The sequence below is a fragment of the Ruegeria sp. YKSD179 genome (assembly GCF_059612885.1).
Genome location: NZ_JBXWRL010000018.1, coordinates 1 through 18,892, shown reverse-complemented (window position 1 = coordinate 18,892; position 18,892 = coordinate 1). Strand labels below are relative to the sequence as shown.

Below are 18,892 nucleotides of genomic sequence, written 5' to 3'. Positions count from 1 at the left end.
ACATGGTATTCGCATGTGATCTGAGCAAGCCTACGATGTTCCAGTTTTTTGTTGATCTGGCAAATAAACTCGAAAAGTTCTTATTTTACGATGAGTTGCACTTAGGTGAGATTTAAGCAAGAATTGACCATGTCTGATGAACTGCCACTGATGTCCCGGTCTCTTCCAATCGCTTTACTGAGAGCTCGGGAAAAGGTTATGGGACCGATCCGCGCCATTTTGGCTGATGCTGGTGTGACCGAACAGCAATGGCGTGTATTGCGGGTTCTGAAAGAGCAGGGGCCGCAGGAACCAACACAGATAGCGGCCAGCGCCTGCTTGCTTTTGCCGAGTTTGACGCGGATCCTCAAGAAACTGGAAGATAAGAACCTGATTTTTCGCCATATTTCTCCAAACGACCGGCGTCGCCAGATCGTGGAAATCAGCGAAGGCGGTGAACAGATTATTCAGGCAAACATCGCCAGAAGCTTGGGTCAGGCTGAACAAATTCGCAATCTTCTGGGTCCGGATCGACATGACTTGCTTCTGGATATTTTGGGAGAATTGGATGATCTAGAAACTTGATCACAATGGATCAGCCACGCAGTCTTCTCACGGAATTGAGAAATAGATGATTTCGGCATAATTTTTGCACCGTAATACACGATTGGGTTGGATTCGATGGCAGGACAGAACCGACCGACATTACCGGAAAACTCAAAAGACGCAGCCGGCAGATCTGTTTCGACATTTCTGGACCTGGTTTCTCACTTGGGTGCTCGCGTTCGTAAGGCCCGGCAGATCAAGCGAATGTCACGTCGAGAGCTGTCTGAAAAGTCAGGAATTTCAACGCGGTATTTGGCCCAGCTTGAGGCGGGAGAGGGCAATATTTCCATCGGGTTATTACAGCGCGTTGCGCAGGCTTTGGATTACAGGATTGAATGGCTTATTGCCGAAAATGAGCCTTGGGATTCGGAAACCCTGCGTGTGGTTGAGTTGTTTCAGAGGGCAGATCGCAGTGTCAAGGACACCGTGTTGCGAAAACTGAGTTCCGAACCCTTGGATTCCCATCGTGCGCACCGGATTTGCTTCATCGGTTTGCGAGGTGCCGGAAAGTCGACTCTGGGCGCGTTGGCGGCAGACACATTGCGATTACCTTTTGTAGAGCTGACGCGTGTGATCGAGGACATGGCTGGGATGCCACTACAGGACATCATGGCGTTCTTCGGGCACGAAGGTTACCGCAAGCTGGAAACGCAGGCTCTTGACCGAACTATCGAGTCTAACGAACGAATGGTGCTTGCCGTCGCTGGGGGAATTGTGGCGGAACCAGCCACATATTCAAAGTTGCTAGACCGTTTTCACACAATTTGGTTGCGTGCGTCGCCTCAAGAACACATGGATCGTGTCCGTGCGCAAGGGGATGAACGACCTATGGCCGGAAACCCGGCCGCGATGGATCAGTTGAAATCGATCCTTGCCAACCGCGAGGCGTTGTATGCTCAGGCCTCTGCTCAGCTGGACACATCGGGTCGTTCAGTCGATTCCTCGTTGCAAGAGGTTCAGGCGGTAATCAAGGAAATGAAGTTTCTGGATTGACATTGTGAGTCTATTTTGGGTCTTTCAACCAGTTTTCTGCAAAATCAAACCGATCAAGTTTGGCGAGCCGGCACACTCTGTCCAGCTCTGATTCCAGTCGTTTTGTTCTCGCTTGTGACCATCGCACCGATCTTTCGGGCCAAACCGCTTTCACCTTTAGAACGCTTTCGTCTCGATGCGCCTTCATGTCCATTCTTCCGATAAGGCGGTCGCCTTCAAGCATTGGAAAGACGTAGTAGCCATAGATGCGTTTGGGCCCGGGCACGAAAACCTCGATCCGGTAATGAAATCCGAAAAGGCGTTCAGCGCGATTGCGGTCGCGCAGCATCGGGTCAAATGGGCTGAGTATTCGGATCCGCCTTGGGGCCGGTGGTAATGACAAGGCCACATCATTAGTTCCGGGGCGCGCCACCCCTTTGCGGATGCGTCCGTCCGCGCATGAAACATTGACCTCCTCTAATTCTCCCCGTAATAGAGCCTGATCTGTCCAAGTTTTTGCCTCGGCCGGGCTAACGGTGTCCCAAAAGGCCGCCAGTTCGCCCGATGAGGCGAATCCTAGTCGGTCAAGCGCGGCGTTGCACAGCCAATCGATGGTATCCGCCGAACTGAATTCCTGGTAACCGGGGCATAAATGCTCCTCGATCACACGTTCAGTTAGATCATATCGTTTTTGGAATCCCTCGCGCCCAATGACCGTCAGGGCACCAGAACGCCATAGGTAATCCAGCGCGGTTTTGGAAGGATGCCAATCCCACCAGCCGCCTGGCGTTCCCTTTTTTTCGCCTTTCCCCAAATCAGAAGAGCTAACCGGCCCATGATCACGAACATGGCGCAAGACTGCGCCGAATTGTTCTTCCATTGTCACGCGCCGGGAATTACTCCATCTCGCCTTCATCGTTTTTGCATCGCGCTGAAAACGTAGGTGCCAATGAGGATAGTATTCCATTGGAATCACTGCAGCGTCATGCGCCCAATGTTCGAACAACGCTCTATCCGCCTCATATAGGCGTTTCAAGTTGTTGGTCCGATAGGATGGCCTGCGTGAAAACAGGATCATGTCATGTGCGCGGGCGACAGTGTCGATGCTGTCGAGTTGCACGAAGCCCAACCGCTGAATCAAGTTCAACAAGTCGGCACCTTTGGCCGAACCGGATGGTTGCTCTAGCAGAGCATGGCGATCCATGAACAGGGCACGGGCCGCCTTATTATCTAGTTTTTGCATTTAGTTTCCGTCAGCGCCGCTTGAGCGTATCACCAAAGCTGATCTTGGGGGTCAGGGTTATGCGGGATTCTATCTCTACTTCCGGGTCTTTCAGTTGGGTCGAGATTATTTCGGCCGCTTTGCGGCCAATTTCCAGACGACAGGCATCCATGGTCGCCAGTTTGCGCGGCAAACCCTGCAGTAACTCAACATTGTTGAACCCGGCCAAGCCAATTTGACCAGGTATTTCAATTCCCTTTTCAAGTAAATACAGCAACCCGCCCGCGCCGATCATATCATTGGAGTAATACAGAAAGTCCAAGTCAGGTGACCGTTCGAGCATCGCTTGCGTCATCTCGCGCCCTTTAGCCAGCGCCGACCCGCCCGAGTAAAATTCGCGATCTTCAATCTCGATCCCATGTTTGCCCAGCAATTCGGTAAATCCCTCGAACCGTTTACGGGCCCGATGATCCAAAGGCATCTTAGTGCCCATGAAGCCGATATGCTGGTACCCCGCCTTAAGGATCGCTTGTGCCATCTCGCGCCCCGCGCGGCGATGAGAGATTCCGACCATCGCATCGACCGGTTTTCCATCCGTATCCATGATCTCAACAACTGGGATACCTGCCGAATCCAGCATGGCGCGCGCTGCATCTGTGTGTTCCAGTCCAGCGATAATTACGCCCGACGGCCGCCATGACAACATTTCGTACAGGACCTTCTCTTCCTTTTCGGGCAAGTAATCCGTTACGCCAACGACCGGTTGAAGTTCGGTATCTTCCAATACTTGATTAATGCCCGTCAGAACCTCAGGAAAAACCATATTTGACAGTGATGGAATAATGACTGCAACAAGATTGACCCTACTGGACGCAAGCGCGCCAGCGATCTTGTTTGGCACGTAACCCAGCTCTTTCGCGGCGGCCAAAACCCGGGTTCGCGTGGCGTCGGAAACATCGCCCCGGTTGCGCAGGACCCGACTTACTGTCATCTCGGACACTCCGGATGCTTCAGATACATCTCGAAGAGTAAGCGGGCGTTTGTTTTCTGTTGTCACGAGAGGGCACCTGCGTTGTTGTTTTGCCGGATGGTAGCGTGAACAAGACGTATTTTACAACTGCTACGCAAAGGTCATGACATCCCCAGAAATCCAAGCTACAGAGAACCTTGCGAGGCCCCGTGGCTCAACTGGATAGAGCAGCCCCCTCCTAAGGGGCAGGTTGCAGGTTCGAATCCTGCCGGGGCCGCCATCTAAACAATTGATTGCAAGAACTGAAATTGAAAATGGTCCGCAATCCCATATGGCCCTATTTTGAGTGCGGACCATTTACGTTGAATGAAAAACAAACGGGCAAGAGGGAGCGCCGCAACCCGGTCCAAGTATCTTTCTTTCCGATCTTCAACGCGTTAGCGTTCGCTCATGAGCGATTTCAAGAATACATCAAACTGGAAAAAGAAGGACAGCACGACGTTCGTTTACTCATACGAGGTCGACGACAAACGGCATGACGGTTCGTCCGAGAAAGTACCTAACTTACTGTCGGTTCAGCTTGAGCGCATGTCCGTCTTCAATCGAACCGATTGGAGGTTTAAGGACGGGAATTACCCAGCAAGCACGACAGGGTACGCTACACGGGAATCCATCAACGCACGGGGAAAGCTAGACAATTGCAGGGTTCACGCAGTTACGCTGGATGAGAACGAAAATGAAGAGTTCACGCATTTGAACGTAACCATCAACCGAATTGAACCTGAGAAACTCATTGAGACAAGCACCTTTGATAATTGGGCAAGCTTTTGGCATGAGGAAGAAAGGCCAGAAGGCGGCTTGCTAAAGGATGAGCGCGGGCAAATTAACTATCACGGCGCTGGCGAGTACTACGACAGTCTGGAACTCTACGCGATGGTATTCCTGGAAGAAGACAAATTTGACGATTTGGCTCAAGCGATCAAAGGAGGCAACCTCCGATCTGTTCGGCTCACCATCCTAGCTGACATGTACCAGCTCTGGTGGGAAGGATCAGTCGGTGACCGCTACAACTATGCCATACTTTGTGAGGACGAAGGCGAAGACGCATTTGCAGCGCCAAAGGCCGCGCGCGGTTACACAAAGGCGCGCTTGGAGGATATAACACTAGAGTGGTCTCCAAAGCTCGAAGCGAAAATGGGAGACCGCCGCGACGAACCCGACGACGACTATCTTGAGCCAGGGATGGAACCTGTTGAGCGTGACCTCGAGAAAGTCGTGAATCTCCTTGCACGGGACGTTCGGGGCATCCGCGGGCGCATGGACACGTTCTATCAAGGTGCGATCTTGGTCGCATGGACACGTTCTATCAAGGTGCGATCTTGGTCGCCGTGATACTTATTCTGAGCCAAGTCTTAAATTGGATAGGATTCTGATCGATATGAAACCCTTTTCGACCCCGTTGTTGGCGATTCTGTGTTTCGGCATCTTTGGAACTCCAGCCGCCTCGTACGCCGACAAAGAATCCGCGGCGCGCGCGTTTAAAGCGGTCCAATTTGTCAAATCTATGCAGAGCGTGATCAGCGCGTAGAGATGGCACAGGCCATTAGCGACTATTGGAGTGACTTCGACTCTCGCCTGCCGAGGCTGTCGCCAAGTGAGCTTGAATGGGTGACGGGTGAGTTGAAAACGACCGACAATGTGCGGTTAGATCGCGTGTTCCAAACGCGGGAATACCATCTATGGGAGCTCGGCCTTTTGGTCGATCAATGTACGGGCGCCGCGCTCGGCTTGACGACGGCACTGAACACACCCAATCAACACAGCACCGAGATGTTCCATTGGACAAAGGTTGCTGCATGCTACCATCAAAGTGATGGGGGCATTTTTCGGCTCCTTCAGGGCGCAGGATTAGATCGAACAGAAGACAAGGACGACGGCCACACGCTTGATCATCTCATCCTGAAAAGAATCCTGAACACGATCATTCCGTCCGCGATGGCCGATGCCATGGGATGGACCCTGAGCGCAGATTAGGTACGACCCCGACAACTGTCCTTCGGCAACGGGTTTTTATTTCCTGCCAACAAAACACAATCCCATTCCGATATTGGCGTTTATTCGCAAGCAGTTCTGAGCGTGCGGCCCCAAATATCAGGCAACACATTTGGAGGACAAATCCATGCTTAGAATAATACCATTCGCATTAGCGGCAGCTATGGCAATTCCGGCGAGCGCGAAGGCTGGCTCATGGGTGCTGGAAGATGTCGTAACCCCAAACAATTTAGAGACCGTATCGGTTGCTATTACCGATGGGGCCGAAGATGGCTGTTGGACTAATATTGGTGAAGCACGGACCTACGCCGAGGATAAGCTATCGGAGCTAGGTTATACGGTCGTCAAAGATAACCAAGAACCTGACCTTTTTATGCAAATAAAAGCAGATGCCCAACGAACCAACGGTATTTGTTGGGGATCGGTTTCTATTGATTTGGCGGCCCCAGCTTCACTTTTGCATGGGTACGGTTTTGCTTCGGAAATAGTCGGCAAAGCAGGAGGCGCTTTTCAAGGGTATGAAAACGCTAACCTAATTGTGTTGGATTATATCCAAAAGCTAACCGACGAGATGGAGAAGGCAGCCGAAGGTTCATAATCCAAGGTGTCATTGGTGCCCCGGTGGTCCATCCAATTCCGGTTCCATTGGCAACGGATGTAATGGCGCTTCCGCTCCGTGCTTCTCTAACCACTCCAACACCGTCGCCCATTGGTCCTGCAAGCTAGGTTTGGAACGGTATTCCTGCTGCTGTTCCAGCTTGCATTTCAGGTCGTATGGGATTGTTCGAGGCCATTTGCGCATAGCAAATGTTCTACTCTTGTTCTCACAGAGGTCAACGCTGAAAATAAAAACCCCACGCCGCCGCTTCGGAGGGACAGGAGGCGTGGGGTTTTTTGCGGAGCGCCAGGTGTGTAGCTCAAATTCCCGAACACTCAGATAAAACACAAAACTCATTACAACTTACCGGAACAAATTAGCGCTTGTTCAAAATGGCGGAAAACGAAATTGGGGTTTGATCGAATTTACTGCGTTTCGTGGATCGTTTTGGCGGACAATGACCCACTGTATGTCTTCACTGTTAACCTCAGGGAAACAGTTCGTTTGCGGAATGTTTGAAGGAATTGGCCTATCAGGGATGGTGAGGGCTATGGCTTGACTAAATGCGGTCACGGGAACTGCACACATTAGGTGTGGCGAAAGAGCGGTTCCAAAATCTTTTTGTTTCAATTTAAGAAACAATATAAGTTGATTGTTTACGGAACGTGGACATTCTTGTTTTCACAAGTGAAGCCGGGAAGTTCTGCTTCCGAAGACCCCCACAAGAGGGGCTGAACAGCCACCTGTTCAGCCCCTCGGCAGTGTGGACTTTTTTTCCGGTCGACCCGGCCTATTTGTTTGATTGCTACCTCAGAAAGCCCGCGTTGCCTCGTCCCCTTTAAAACTGGCAACGCGGGCTTGTTGTTTTCGGCCAGCAAAACGCAACTCCACTTCAAAAATGGCTTTTATACAAGTTGGCCTACCAACGATCTGCTGACTGTCTCAAACCTTTAATTCAGCAGTGACGCATTGCTTAGACAATAACAGCGATCTTTACCCAGTTCCGAAAATCGGAGGCTCTAAATTGAAACGAGAATTTCGTGCAATAGCTTTAGCAGCGATTTTTGCCATTTGCGGCCCTGCCTTTGCACAGAGTTATGAAAAAGGTAGGGAGGCATACGAAGCAAATGACTACGAAACCGCCCTCAAAGAATGGCAGCCTTTAGCGGAACAGGGCGATGCTGGGGCTCAAATAGGTACGCGGTATGTTTACATTGCAATAATCCATTCCTTAGGTCTGAGGGGACAGTGACGCCAGACGCAGCGATTTGTGACGTTTGCAACTATTAAGTTCTGCTCCGTGACCGTCGCGTACAGTCGGCTACGCCTATCGTAGTCTTAGAATATAAGTATGTTTCTTTGTGGAGCCCTGATGAAAATTTTAGAAGAGCTGTTGGACAGAATAAATGAACTTAAGTTCACCGACTGGACATTCTGGCAGAAGAAAGAAAGCGGACTTTCGTATCGCCTGGAATGAACGACTGCTATGCGGACAAAGCTTCCGTTCAGATCTTTAAAGGAAATTGCTGCAAATCAAAGCGAATACCGCCTCATTTTCGTATCATTAGCGTTAATTGAAAACGCCGAATTGCACCGGCCTTAGACAGATACGCGCCAGAGAATGAAAAATATTGCCAGACACCCACCTGAGTTCAAAGGTTATCCCAGCTACCGAAGTTGGTTATTGGTGAACTTCATCTTGTTAGGCGGAATTGCTTTACCACCGCTACTCGGTTTGGTTGCTATTGCAGTATTGCAGTCTCGCGGCGTGCAGACCGACGGGCTAGTTAACGGCTTTTTTTTGCTAATCCCAATCATGCTTCTGACGGAAATTCCCTATGCGCTTCTGGCGCTTATTGTTTCTAAGGTGCTCAAGAGCTCGACGCCTGGTGAGCCACCCTCCTTGACTGCACTAATGTCCGTTTCCGTTGGTGCCGTCCTAGGGCTAAGTGCGGCGCTAGGCTATCTGATTTTGAGCGCCTTCCTTTCGGAGCGAGGTTTGGGTGAAGTCGTCGGCATGATGACAGCACTTTGGATGCTCACATTACCGGCGTTTTTGGTTGTTGGTGCGGTAGGAGTTATCGTTGGATCAGCAGCAGGAGCAGTCTTTTCCATAAGCATTTTGCCTCTGTTGTCTCGAAATTAGCCCAGATAAAACAATTCGAACGAACGTCCCATTTGGGCTCGTCGCGGTCATTCGGCAAAATTCCGTGAACGTCTGCCTTGCGGACAAAGCAGCCGTTCGCTGCTATGCGGTGCTGGTAGTCAGCAGATCAAAACACCCTGAGTCAACCTTGTGGCTCTGCACTGGCGTCATCTTGCTTGAGAACACCACAGTCAGCAGGAGCCCAAAAGGGTTTTGTCGCCTCGGCAAGGACTGCGCGAATGGCGGGCTCAAACCGATCCCCGTAAATTTCCAGTTCGACGACGCGTTCCGCTACATCAGGAGGAAGTAAGGAAAGATCGTAGAACTCGTCAGCCTGTGCACCTTCTTGAAAAGCTACTGTTGCGAGGATGGCGCAAAAAGTAATTGCCTTGGACATAGTATTCTCCTTAAAATTTTGTGTGGCCCGGTACCGTTTGCTAGGTCGCCCAGAGCGAATGCCGATAGGAAACCTGTCCCAGGTCACGAAAGTCACGAAAGCCGGCACGAAATTTGGCGAAAACTGAAAATATCCTTCTGTTAGGATCTATTAGATTCGACGTAGAAACCGGGGTCCTAATGTCCGACGGCGGTTTGAACGTGACACTCCGCCCCCAAACGGCACGTGTCCTGAAAAGATTAGCCGCCAATCCAGGTCAGCTCGTTACAAAAAACGATCTACTGAACTCAGTCTGGACAGACACCCACGTAACAGACGATAGCCTCGTGCAATGCATTTCGGAAATTCGTCGGGCGCTCGGCCCATCGAATAGCAAACTGTTGGTGACCGTCCCAAGACATGGCTACAAACTCATGGCTTCCCCGGGGCACAATTTCGAAGCGGAGGTAAAATCCGGGTTGTCTGCGAGGCAAAATCAAAAACGCCTGAGAAACGCTTTTTTTGTGGCGACTGCCGCGGTGGTTCTCTTGGTTGCAGGAACAATCTTGTACTTGCGACCTTTGGATACGACGCTGGACGGCCCAGTGACTTTAGCGGTACTCCCATTCGCCAATCTGAGCGAAAACACTGGACAAGAATATTTGTCCGTCGGTCTGGCTGAGGACTTGCTGACTGATCTTTCTCACAATAACGAACTGACAGTACTGTCTCGCAGCGCCACTTTCAGTTATCGACAATTCGATGACGCCGCGGAAAAGATACGTGAAGAGCTTGGTGCATCTCACATTATCGATGGAAGCGTCCAACGGGACCGCGAACGCATTAGAATAAGTGTACAGCTTGTCGACACCAGCACCGGTGCTACCGTTTGGGCAGAGCGTTTCGATCGAGAAATTGGCGAACTATTTGACCTGCAAGATGACCTGAGGGAGCGAATTCTCGGCGAGCTGTTGGCCGAATTCGGCCTAAATGAAGCATACGCAGCCCGTCCCGCTGATGTTCGCGCGTATGAAATGCTCTTGCAGGGGCGTTATTTCGAGGCAAGTCTGACGCACTCAGGGGTTGTTGAGGCGATCGAGTTGTACAAACGCGCGATCGATATTGATCCATCCTATGGTGATGCGTACGCGCGTCTCGCCAACATGTATGATTTCATGTCACGGTATGGATGGAGTGCCTCTGCCGAAGGAGATCGAGCACTTGCTCTCGAAATGGCGGAGCGCGCCACGCGGCTTGATCCGGAAAACCCCTTTGCGCACTGGTCGCTTGCCCGAATTTTGTCCCGCGTAGATGGCAGCAACGAAAGTGCGGCACGCGCAATTAATCATCTTGAGCACGCGATCACACTCGAGCCGGATTACCCTGACGCTTATGCTTTCTTAGCACTTTTGAAAATTGGAAACGGTGAATACGACGCTTCGCGCAATTCGATCGAAAAAGCCTTCGGTTTGAACCAGAAGCCACCTTCCTGGTATATCCGCAACCGCGGAATCATTTCGTATTTTGAAGGAAATTACGATGCAGCAATTGTCGATTTTACAATGTCCGCCGAAATGAATCCGACTGCGCATTTTTCCAGAATTTGGCTGGCAGCTACACTTGCTCGGGCCGGACAAACCGAGGACGCGGAATGGGAACTGGAGGAGGCTTTGGCCCTCGGTGCACCGGATACGGTAGATGCAATCTTGCGTTCAAACGAGTTGATCCGCGACCCCTCACTTCGCTCAGAATATTCCGAGGGTCTCCGAGCCGCCGGCGTGCCGGATTGACAAAATTTAAGTGTAAAGTTCTGGCGGAAAAGCTACCGCGGATGGCTCGGCTCCTGATCGAAATTTGGTCTGCGCCGCATTCTGCACGGCGTTTTTGCGTTTCGTACTCACTGCGGACGGCATCAATCCACTAGAACGTCGCCTTTGGCCTTAAAGCCGTCGTTAGCTGCAACGCCGCACAAAAATGTTGGATCAGCGCCTGCTTTGAGATCGCAGCGGACATTCGCTGCACCTTGCTTGAACTTCCACTTTGCGGACGGATCGGCCGTTTGCCGCATTTCATCTTCATCCCATCTTTCCGACCAAACATTGATAGGGGGCTGTATTCGATTAGATAAGCGGAAACCTAACCCCTGCTCTTGGGGAACCCCATTGCTCTACAAACGTCTTTGGCATGATGTTGAAAGTCAGCTTCAATCCCTTCTGAAGAAATTTTCTTAGCACAAAGGGCTATGTCTACACTCAATCCGTGCGCCATGGTTTATCCTCGAGCTAAGCGATTAGTAAATTGGCTTATTCGAAAATGGGCGCTGAACTTTCTGTTTGAGTTGGCTTCAGATTAACTTTTGTTAACCGTCGCAATTCAAAGTGCGCCGGGTATCCGATACCTCTCAACCAAAAGACCGGCTTTCGAAGATGAGCAAAAGACTTGTGATTTCGTGTCAACCGAAACGCCTTGAGAGCAAGTGACTTCTCTTGGTCATTCGTAGCTGGTAGCTTTCAGGCATGATTAAGAAATATAGCGGTTCCTTTGGACCCATTGGAAACGAAAACCCAGTGCGCGTCTCATTCAGTATTGAATGGCGTTGCCCAATTTGTGGTTCAGAGAACGTCGACATCTCGGGCCAGTCTTTCTCCAATGTCTGCGATGGCGGACCAAGTACGTTCGATGAGTTGTCCGATTGGCAATGCGGTGATTGCGGACACACTGCTAACGGGCTGGAAACGCTTGAAAACCCTTTCAATCATCGAGTTTTCGACTTTGAGGAACACGAGGAAACTGACTTCGACACAAGCCAGAGGAAATAGTTCAGAAGCTGCGGCAAGTTGATGTGCTTGTCGGCCAGGGAATGATGCGTGCAGATGCGATCCGCGAGGTTCGCATAACGGAACAAACCTATTACCGGTGGCGCAAGCAATATGGTGGGATGGGAACCGATCAACTAAAGGAACTCAAGCGTTTGCAGAAGGAGAATGAGCGTCTGCGGAAGGCCGTTTCTGACCTAACACTCGACAAGCTCATCCCGGCCTGTCCGCTAATGAGACCAAGGTGCACGCGTAACCCCAAAATGGCCACGGCCTGCGCACCGATCAAAAGATCGGATACGTATCAGCGACTTCCGAGAACACGCAAAATCTCACTTGTGAACAGCAGCCGGTTCATACATTTGAGCTCGACGCGGTCATTCACTCAATCGCGACGAATGACCATTGTGCGGACTTCGCTGTCACTCCAAGAATGTTTGCAGGCGGAAGCTTCGTCTTCGTGCATTTTGTCGAATCAGTTCTACTTACACCGGTCTCAAGTCCATTTTTTGTCACCCAGCATTGCGCAATGCGAGCTCTCTGCCGCGTTGAGCGAAGCCCTTTAAAACCAGGTTTTCTCCGATAGTTCTATGGAAGTACTTGCCGGGAGGTCGCGTTGAGGTCAGGTTTGCAAATGTCGTGATCGCACTCTGGGACACGGTAAACAGCCGGTAGATCAATGGCAAAAACATGATACGAATGATTGAAATCATTGACGAGGATCTCACGAGACACGTCGTCAACGTCCGGCACATTGTCGCCATCAGCGGTAATAATTCGGGAGTCCGGGTGATCCTTCTTTCCACGGGCCGAGAAATCCGGCTGCATGAAAGCGAGGATATCGAGACACTCCTGGAAAGAATACACGATACTGAAGTATACGGCACGCATGAATAGGATGTAGCTTCGGTGCAGTTGCGCTTTCGGAATAAAATCCTGCGCGAGGCGCGGCGCAACTATCCACTAAATTCGGAAGCGCAGAAGATTGAAATTTCAATTGTGGATGCGTCCGAGTGGCAGGCCGCGCTTGCAAAGGAACCGGCCGTGACGCTATCGAGTTATGGCGTGCCCAAGTTGATCTTTCAGTCTCCGCCACTAGAATTGAGTGCTGCCGAAACTCTGGCCAGGCGACAGGTGGAAACAAGTTGAGACCTTACCGTTTTTACCGGATCCGCGCATTTGCGGTTCCATGAGGCAGTTTTCGGCGGCATGTCGCGATAATGCCGACTATGTTGCACGCGTCGCTTTTCATATCGCACTGTTGGCTCGCGAACAGGACTGGAATGTTCTGACAAGCAAACCGCTCGTAATCAATGGAAACAAAGCCCTTGATGGAAATCAACGTCCGCCTGTTTACAAATGATAAGATAGATTCTGACTGAAAATTCTTAGGGGGACTGAGATGGTAACCCGAGCGCCAAGCGCATTACCGGCAGAGATGCTCCGCCAAAAATGTGATCCTGCAATTCTTCAAGTTGGCAGAACCGAGAGTGCTGGCGAAGAACGACTTGTCGGGCAGGAACGCGCACTTCGCGCCTTGCGGCTGGCAGTCGAGATTCGCCACGAGGACTTCAACCTCTTCGTGCTGGGGCCGAAAGGTACCGGGCGTCATACAGCGGTCGAACAAGCCCTGCGCGCTCATGCTGAAACCCGTACCCCCCCTTGTGATTGGGCATATGTCAACAATTTCGACACTCCGCACAAACCGAACGCGCTCAAACTACCGTTTGGCATGGCGAGTCGTCTGAAAATCGAGATGGAGAGCATAATCGACGATCTGGCCGCAGACGTGCCAGCCCTTTTCGAATCCGACGAGTACCAAACTCAGAGGCGGTCGATTGAAGAGGAGTATAGCGATCGTCACGAACAGTCGATGGCCGATCTCACCGAGCGCGCCCGCGCGGAGAATATCACATTGATCAGGACACCAATGGGTTTCATGGTCGCCGCCACTCGCGACGGGCAAGTCCTGAAAACCGAGGATTTCAAGAAGCTGGCCAAAGACGAGAAAGTTTACATTGAAGAAAAGGTGGAAAGCTACCAGGATGAACTTTCCGAGATCCTGAGAGATGCCTCAAAACTGGAACGTGAACACCGCGCGCGTGTCGTTGCCCTGAATGCCGAGATGGCGGAGCGCGCGGTTTCTGGCAGGATCAGCGAGGCGGAGGTGGCCCTAAATCAGATTGAAGGCGCTACGAAATATCTTGCCCGGGTTCGAAAAGACATGATCGAGAACCCCGAAATCTTTTTGCAGGCTGCGTCACGGAGGCAAGCCGGCCCCTTTCCTGAAGCAGTTGGAAAGTCGCATCTGGACCCGATCTTCCGCCGTTACGAGGTCAACGTTATCGTCTCCCACGACCCAGAGAAGGACTCTGCCGCGCCCGTAGTTGTAGAGGACCTTCCTACGCTGGAGCGGCTGGCCGGGCGGATTGAGCACTTATCCCAGATGGGCTCACTGGTTACGGATTTTTCGCTCATACGTCCCGGGGCGCTGCACCTCGCGAATGGGGGGTACCTCCTTGTCGACGCGCGACGACTTCTCGGCGAACCCTATGCTTGGGACGCGCTGAAGCGTTGCCTGAAGAAACGATCCATCTCAATTACCTCTCTTGCGGATCGGATGAGTCTTTTCTCAACGACGTCGCTGGAGCCAGAACCTATTCCTCTCGACGTGAGGGTGGTTCTTGTTGGCGACCGTATGTTGCACGCCCTGCTTGTCGCACTGGACTCGGAATTTTCCGAACTTTTCAAGGTGCAGGCGGATTTCGAAGGCGCCGTGGAACGTAGCGACGAAACCTTGGCCGGCATAGCATCAATCATTCGCGCCTTCGTCCGGCAGAACCACCTGCTTCCGATATCAGATGTTGGCACCGCCAGGCTTATGGACGAAGCCACGCGGATCGCCGACGATGCGAGGAAGCTGACGCTGCGATTAGGCTTGCTGACGGACCTCCTGCGCGAAGCGGAACACTACGCTCGCGCGGATGGAAATTCGACAATTAATGACGTAGACATTGAACGCGCCGTGCAGGAGCGCGAGCGGCGTGCCTCGCGCGTGCAGGAACGGTTTCAGGAAGCGATTTCACGGCGAACAATACTGATCGACTCCGATGGCAAAAGGATTGGTCAAATAAATGGGTTGTCCGTAATCGAGACGGGCACGCATAGGTTTGGCAGGCCGTCGCGGATCACAGCGCGGGTCCGGCTGGGAGCGGGAAAGCTGATCGACATTGAGAGAGAGGTCGAACTCGGCGGCGCTCTTCATTCCAAAGGTGTGATGATTCTGGCTGGGTATCTCACGTCAACCTTCGCGCTCGACGTGCCCTTTTCTTTGCAGGCCAGCCTTGTTTTTGAGCAGAGCTATGGCGGGGTCGATGGCGACAGTGCGTCCTGCGCGGAACTCATTGCCTTGCTTTCGGCGCTTTCAGGTAGGGCGCTCAGGCAAGACCACGCGATTACCGGATCAGTCAATCAGCTAGGCGAGGTGCAGGCAATTGGCGGCGTAAACGAGAAAATCGAAGGCTTCTTCGATGTCTGCGCCGAGCGTGGCCTGACGGGGAACCAAGGGGTCATTATCCCCGCGTCGAATATCGAGCATCTTATGTTGCGTGACCGTGTCGTCGATGCAGTTAACAATGGCACCTTCCGGATCATCCCGATCACGACCGTGGACGAAGGCGTCGAAATCCTGACCGGCTGCCTGGCAGGGGAAAGAGAAGATGGCGGCAATTTCCCAAACGGAAGCGTGAATGCCGAAGTCGAAGAACGGCTTCGCGGCTTCGCGAAGGATCGAAAGGCTTTCGCGTCGCGCAATGACTCGAGCGAGGCTGGGGATCGGTGATTAATGAAAACGCTTTGCCCGAGAGCCATCTTCTGGTCGCAGGCATCAGCCTTGCCGATGTGGAGGCGACAATGTCGTTCGCCCGATTGATACTGGAACGACTACAAGTTGTGCCGGCGGGACTTCTCGTCAAAATGAGGATTTCAAACTTTGCAACCGGTACGGGACACAGGATCGTCTCCAAAGGCGGTGCGCTTCAGGACATTCCTTCCGATGAGAAACTGCAACAAGTCTCAAAAAGCGAAGCGCGCGCACTAAGGACCCTAATGTCCCAGCTTGCTGCCGAGCGGTCCACTCGTTGGAGCTGCGAGGTCGCCGAAGGCGATCTTGTGGCCTGCGCCTGTGCCGCCACAGCGGGGGATGACGTCTTGCTGCTTTGTCAACGTCCGATGCTTGGGTTTAACGGCAAAGTTTTACTTCTGGGAGCGGCGAAAATACACTCGGCGACCGCTTTGAATTTAGCGCAGGCACTCGCCAAAGCGTCTGAGACTTCGGTCCTTGAGATCGAGGCGGGGGATGTGGACGCAGAAGAAATTTTTAGTCGAGTGGATCGAAGCCGTACCGCGGCGATTGTTGTCGATCTCAACGTGGGGCCACTCACGAGCGAAGAAGACCTCAGGCGACTGGTTTCTGCGGCACGCTGCCCCGTTGTCGTCATCGGGGCCAACCGGACAAGGCACCCTGCCCTGGTCGAAGATGCGGATGGTCAAGGATTGGGAGTTTGAGCGCATGGTTGAAGGCGGTCTGATTTTCGCACGGACCGTTCATACCTGGATGTCCACGTTCTACAAAATTTCAGTTCAAAGCGTACGTGTGCCAAGTGAGGACCTTTCGCTCTTTTTAGATGATGGCGCAGTTAGGACCAATGACTGGAACGGGCTCGGAGCAGACGTTCGGCAGAATTCAGTGAATGACTGCTCTGCGGACTTTTCAGACCTTTGGCTCTTTCGGATCAATGGCCGCTTCAATAGGATTTTCGCCTGCACCATCCGCTTGTTAGTCCGAGTTTTTAGCTGCGCAAAAAGCGCTTAGCAGCCAATCAATGTCTTTAGAAATATAAGCCTGTTTGACAGGTTGAGGCTTTTTCTAACTATTGAATGAGAACAGCTTTAAGCGCGTGCCAGCCTCTACAAAAGCCATCATTGGACTCTGAACATTGCCAATCGTCACAAATGCCTCAACACAGTTATTCTAGTCAAGCTTAGCCGCAGAATTTTCAGTCACGTCATCTCCGGCCCATCTGGCAACGAGATGGATCAGAATGATGATCATAGACACTGGCACCGCCACGGAAATCCACACCATTGGTATGCCAAGTGTATCTGCTGTTAGACCCGATTGCCGCGCAAGATAACCTTTCGCAAAACCGCCTTTTAAGCCGATGAAGCAAAAGTAGATGACTGGTAGAATAAAGGTCAGGACCGCAGCGCTTTGGATGGCGGTGGCGAAGACCGCCAGAATATGCGGTGGCTTGGGAAACACGCTTTGCATCAAAACTGCATCCGACTGGGTTTTGAAAGACAGCGTCGCGCCCAGCAGCCCAGACCACACCATAGAGTAGCGCGCGACATCCTCTGTCCAGATGGGTGGAGAGGAAAAGACATAGCGCGCTATGATCTGCACAACGACGGTCATAAACATCAGGCAGACCGCAAAAACGGCGACGCGACGCATTAGCAAATGCAAACGATCACTGGTGCTGATGATTAGGTCGCGCATCTTGTTTTCCCGGTGTCAAAAGGGGCGAGCCACACAGCGCGGCCCGCCCATCATTTTAGCGGTTTTCGTCAGATAATTTTTTCCACAAAGCAGTGTCTTCTGCGGACATCAGGTCTGATTCATAAACTGGCAAAGACGCTTCGCGGAATACCGCGCGCTCTTCTGGTGTTAGACGCTGAACTGTCACGCCTTTTTCTTCCAGTGCTAGCAAGCCATTTACCGACGCGGCGTCCAACCATTCACGTGCTGCTGCGTCTGCAGTTGCAACAGCACCGTCAACGCTTGCACGATCTTCATCAGACAACCCATCATACCAGTCTTTGGACGCGATCACGGCGCGCAATGGCCAGATCACATCTGCATCGGCAAAGTTTTTAACGAAGTCTGTTTGCCCAAACATCACTGGCACGAAAGGCGAGTTTAGATATCCATCGATCACACCTGTTTGCAGGCCCGCAGGAACTTCACCCCATGGGACGATCGTGCCGCTGGAACCCCAAGCCTGATACATAGCGATCTGCGCATCGTCCAAAGCACGCATCCGCAGCGAAGCCATATCCGCCGGAGAGCGCACAGCTTGAGTGGTGGTGATTACGCCAGATGCGGGCCCAAGCGGAGCCAAAGCCAACAAGATCGCGTCTTGTTCGGCCAGGTTTTCGTTGATCCGCGTATAGACATCACCGGCAGCCAAAGCGCGGTCCATATGCGCGATGCTTTCGAAGATGTAAGGCAGGCGGACCCCGTACATAAATGGATCAACCTGCGCAACGGCGCGCACATCAGACAGCGACACTTCTAGAAGACCGGTTGAAACCTGATCAAATTTTTCAGCCTCATTACCGACAGAGCCGCGTGGCATTTCGCGCACATCCATGCCTGCTTCTTTCAGTGCGTTGCCAAATGTGAATGCCCAGTTGTACGAGCCGGATGTTTCCAGATCCGGCTTGCTGTCAAGTGCGATTTTGACCTCTGCTGACGCAGATGTAGCCATTGCGAGCAATGTCGCAAATGTAAGTGCCTTAAGTTTCATGAGTCGTCCTCCCTTAGGTTTGGTTAGTTCACGGATAGTCCGAACAGGCGAGGCAAAGTGAGGCTAAGCGCCGGCCAATAGACCAGAGCGAGCAACAACAACACCTGAACGAAAATGAAGGGCAGCACAGCGTATGCCAGCCGCCAATAATTGAGGTTTGTCAGTGCAGACACGACGACAAGGCATTTGCCCAATGGTGGCGTGATCAAACCGACGCATAGATTAAAGCACAGCACGATGCCTAGTTGGATCGGGCTGATCCCCTGTTCCAAGGCCTGCGGCGCGAATAAGGGGATCAACAGGGTTAAGGCCACAGGCGTGTCCATAAACATGCCCGCGACCAGAAAGATGACCACAAGGAAAAACAGGTACTTTGTGCCCGTTAGCCCAAAGGACTCCACCCAATTCGCCAAAGCTTGTGACCAACCCAGCTGTCCCGCCAGGTACCCCAGCACCGAAATCGCCGCGAGAATGATAAAGATCGTCCCGGTCATCTTTGCCGTGGCCTCGACCGCGTCAAAGATCATCCGCCAGTTCAGACCTTTATAGAACTGGCCAGCCAGCA

21 protein-coding genes, 1 tRNA gene and 1 pseudogene are annotated in these 18,892 nt (G+C 52.2%); 14 read left to right on the top strand and 9 right to left on the bottom strand.

Annotated features, from left to right (window positions below; genetic code table 11):
- Positions 1-129 precede the first annotated feature (129 nt).
- The gene (gene hpaR, locus AC2FNE_RS11340) at positions 130-564 is read left to right on the top strand and encodes a homoprotocatechuate degradation operon regulator HpaR (protein WP_170480826.1); all 435 of its coding nucleotides are present in this window, start codon (positions 130-132) and stop codon (positions 562-564) included.
- Between the two features lie 96 nt (positions 565-660).
- On the top strand, positions 661-1,578 hold the full coding sequence (locus tag AC2FNE_RS11335; RefSeq protein WP_496805407.1) for a helix-turn-helix transcriptional regulator: 918 nt from the start codon (positions 661-663) through the stop codon (positions 1,576-1,578).
- 10 nt (positions 1,579-1,588) lie between these two features.
- Here the strand turns inward: AC2FNE_RS11335 and AC2FNE_RS11330 are convergent, their stop codons facing one another.
- The gene (locus AC2FNE_RS11330) at positions 1,589-2,800 is read right to left on the bottom strand and encodes a winged helix-turn-helix domain-containing protein (protein WP_496805406.1); all 1,212 of its coding nucleotides are present in this window, start codon (positions 2,798-2,800) and stop codon (positions 1,589-1,591) included.
- A 10-nt stretch (positions 2,801-2,810) separates the two neighbouring features.
- Positions 2,811-3,836 (bottom strand): LacI family DNA-binding transcriptional regulator, encoded by a 1,026-nt coding sequence (locus AC2FNE_RS11325; protein WP_496805405.1) that lies wholly within the window; start codon positions 3,834-3,836, stop codon positions 2,811-2,813.
- A gap of 116 nt (positions 3,837-3,952) precedes the next feature.
- Between AC2FNE_RS11325 and AC2FNE_RS11320 the strand changes: the two genes are divergently transcribed.
- The 4 genes from AC2FNE_RS11320 (at position 3,953) to AC2FNE_RS11305 (ending at position 6,399) form a co-directional block, all read left to right on the top strand.
- Positions 3,953-4,029: transfer RNA gene (locus AC2FNE_RS11320), tRNA-Arg, on the top strand.
- 170 nt (positions 4,030-4,199) lie between these two features.
- Entirely contained in the window at positions 4,200-5,141 is a 942-nt protein-coding gene (locus AC2FNE_RS11315; protein ID WP_496805404.1) for a hypothetical protein, read from the top strand.
- A gap of 198 nt (positions 5,142-5,339) precedes the next feature.
- Positions 5,340-5,783 (top strand): hypothetical protein, encoded by a 444-nt coding sequence (locus AC2FNE_RS11310; protein ID WP_496805403.1) that lies wholly within the window; start codon positions 5,340-5,342, stop codon positions 5,781-5,783.
- 145 nt (positions 5,784-5,928) lie between these two features.
- Positions 5,929-6,399: a hypothetical protein gene (locus AC2FNE_RS11305; RefSeq protein WP_496805402.1), complete on the top strand. Its 471-nt coding sequence runs from the start codon at positions 5,929-5,931 to the stop codon at positions 6,397-6,399.
- Positions 6,400-6,408: 9 nt separating this feature from the next.
- On the opposite strand, the gene AC2FNE_RS11300 is transcribed toward AC2FNE_RS11305, so the two are convergent.
- Positions 6,409-6,603, bottom strand: coding sequence for a hypothetical protein (locus tag AC2FNE_RS11300; protein WP_496805401.1), 195 nt, complete (start codon positions 6,601-6,603; stop codon positions 6,409-6,411).
- Between the two features lie 820 nt (positions 6,604-7,423).
- Here AC2FNE_RS11300 and AC2FNE_RS11295 point away from each other — a divergent pair.
- Entirely contained in the window at positions 7,424-7,651 is a 228-nt protein-coding gene (locus AC2FNE_RS11295) for a hypothetical protein (protein ID WP_496805400.1), read from the top strand.
- 369 nt (positions 7,652-8,020) lie between these two features.
- Positions 8,021-8,545 (top strand): hypothetical protein, encoded by a 525-nt coding sequence (locus tag AC2FNE_RS11290; protein WP_496805399.1) that lies wholly within the window; start codon positions 8,021-8,023, stop codon positions 8,543-8,545.
- Between the two features lie 142 nt (positions 8,546-8,687).
- Here AC2FNE_RS11290 and AC2FNE_RS11285 read toward each other — a convergent pair whose 3' ends face one another.
- Positions 8,688-8,942 (bottom strand): hypothetical protein, encoded by a 255-nt coding sequence (locus tag AC2FNE_RS11285; protein WP_170606383.1) that lies wholly within the window; start codon positions 8,940-8,942, stop codon positions 8,688-8,690.
- 179 nt (positions 8,943-9,121) lie between these two features.
- Here AC2FNE_RS11285 and AC2FNE_RS11280 point away from each other — a divergent pair, with 179 nt between their 5' ends.
- Entirely contained in the window at positions 9,122-10,711 is a 1,590-nt protein-coding gene (locus AC2FNE_RS11280; RefSeq protein ID WP_496805398.1) for a winged helix-turn-helix domain-containing tetratricopeptide repeat protein, read from the top strand.
- Between the two features lie 122 nt (positions 10,712-10,833).
- Here AC2FNE_RS11280 and AC2FNE_RS11275 read toward each other — a convergent pair whose 3' ends face one another.
- A complete protein-coding gene (locus AC2FNE_RS11275; RefSeq protein WP_170606379.1) occupies positions 10,834-10,989 on the bottom strand; it encodes a hypothetical protein in 156 nt (51 codons plus the stop codon).
- Between the two features lie 448 nt (positions 10,990-11,437).
- Between AC2FNE_RS11275 and AC2FNE_RS11270 the strand changes: the two genes are divergently transcribed.
- Both AC2FNE_RS11270 and AC2FNE_RS11265 read left to right on the top strand, forming a co-directional pair.
- Positions 11,438-11,740: a hypothetical protein gene (locus AC2FNE_RS11270; protein WP_170606377.1), complete on the top strand. Its 303-nt coding sequence runs from the start codon at positions 11,438-11,440 to the stop codon at positions 11,738-11,740.
- Positions 11,737-11,955: pseudogene (locus AC2FNE_RS11265) on the top strand (transposase); the annotation flags it as partial. The gene AC2FNE_RS11270 and the pseudogene AC2FNE_RS11265, both read left to right, overlap by 4 nt.
- Positions 11,956-12,325: 370 nt before the next feature.
- Here the strand turns inward: AC2FNE_RS11265 and AC2FNE_RS11260 are convergent.
- Positions 12,326-12,628 carry a hypothetical protein gene (locus AC2FNE_RS11260; RefSeq protein WP_170606375.1) on the bottom strand — a complete coding sequence of 101 codons (303 nt, stop codon included), beginning with the start codon at positions 12,626-12,628 and terminating at the stop codon, positions 12,326-12,328.
- Between the two features lie 18 nt (positions 12,629-12,646).
- Here AC2FNE_RS11260 and AC2FNE_RS11255 point away from each other — a divergent pair, with 18 nt between their 5' ends.
- The 3 genes from AC2FNE_RS11255 to AC2FNE_RS11245 all read left to right on the top strand — a co-directional run bounded on the left by AC2FNE_RS11255 (position 12,647) and on the right by AC2FNE_RS11245 (position 16,303).
- Entirely contained in the window at positions 12,647-12,886 is a 240-nt protein-coding gene (locus tag AC2FNE_RS11255) for a hypothetical protein (protein WP_170606373.1), read from the top strand.
- 253 nt (positions 12,887-13,139) lie between these two features.
- The gene (locus tag AC2FNE_RS11250) at positions 13,140-15,578 is read left to right on the top strand and encodes a Lon protease family protein (RefSeq protein ID WP_170606369.1); all 2,439 of its coding nucleotides are present in this window, start codon (positions 13,140-13,142) and stop codon (positions 15,576-15,578) included.
- Entirely contained in the window at positions 15,575-16,303 is a 729-nt protein-coding gene (locus AC2FNE_RS11245) for a hypothetical protein (RefSeq protein ID WP_496805397.1), read from the top strand. The genes AC2FNE_RS11250 and AC2FNE_RS11245 overlap by 4 nt, the downstream gene beginning before the upstream one ends.
- Before the next feature lie 466 nt (positions 16,304-16,769).
- Here the strand turns inward: AC2FNE_RS11245 and AC2FNE_RS11240 are convergent, their stop codons facing one another.
- The 3 genes from AC2FNE_RS11240 to AC2FNE_RS11230 form a co-directional block, all read right to left on the bottom strand.
- The gene (locus tag AC2FNE_RS11240; RefSeq protein WP_496805396.1) at positions 16,770-17,297 is read right to left on the bottom strand and encodes a TRAP transporter small permease; all 528 of its coding nucleotides are present in this window, start codon (positions 17,295-17,297) and stop codon (positions 16,770-16,772) included.
- A 55-nt stretch (positions 17,298-17,352) separates the two neighbouring features.
- The gene (locus AC2FNE_RS11235; RefSeq protein WP_496805395.1) at positions 17,353-18,327 is read right to left on the bottom strand and encodes a TRAP transporter substrate-binding protein; all 975 of its coding nucleotides are present in this window, start codon (positions 18,325-18,327) and stop codon (positions 17,353-17,355) included.
- Positions 18,328-18,350: 23 nt separating this feature from the next.
- Positions 18,351-18,892, bottom strand: a 542-nt coding sequence (locus AC2FNE_RS11230) for a TRAP transporter large permease subunit (RefSeq protein WP_496805394.1), incomplete at its 5' end; no start/stop codon positions are given.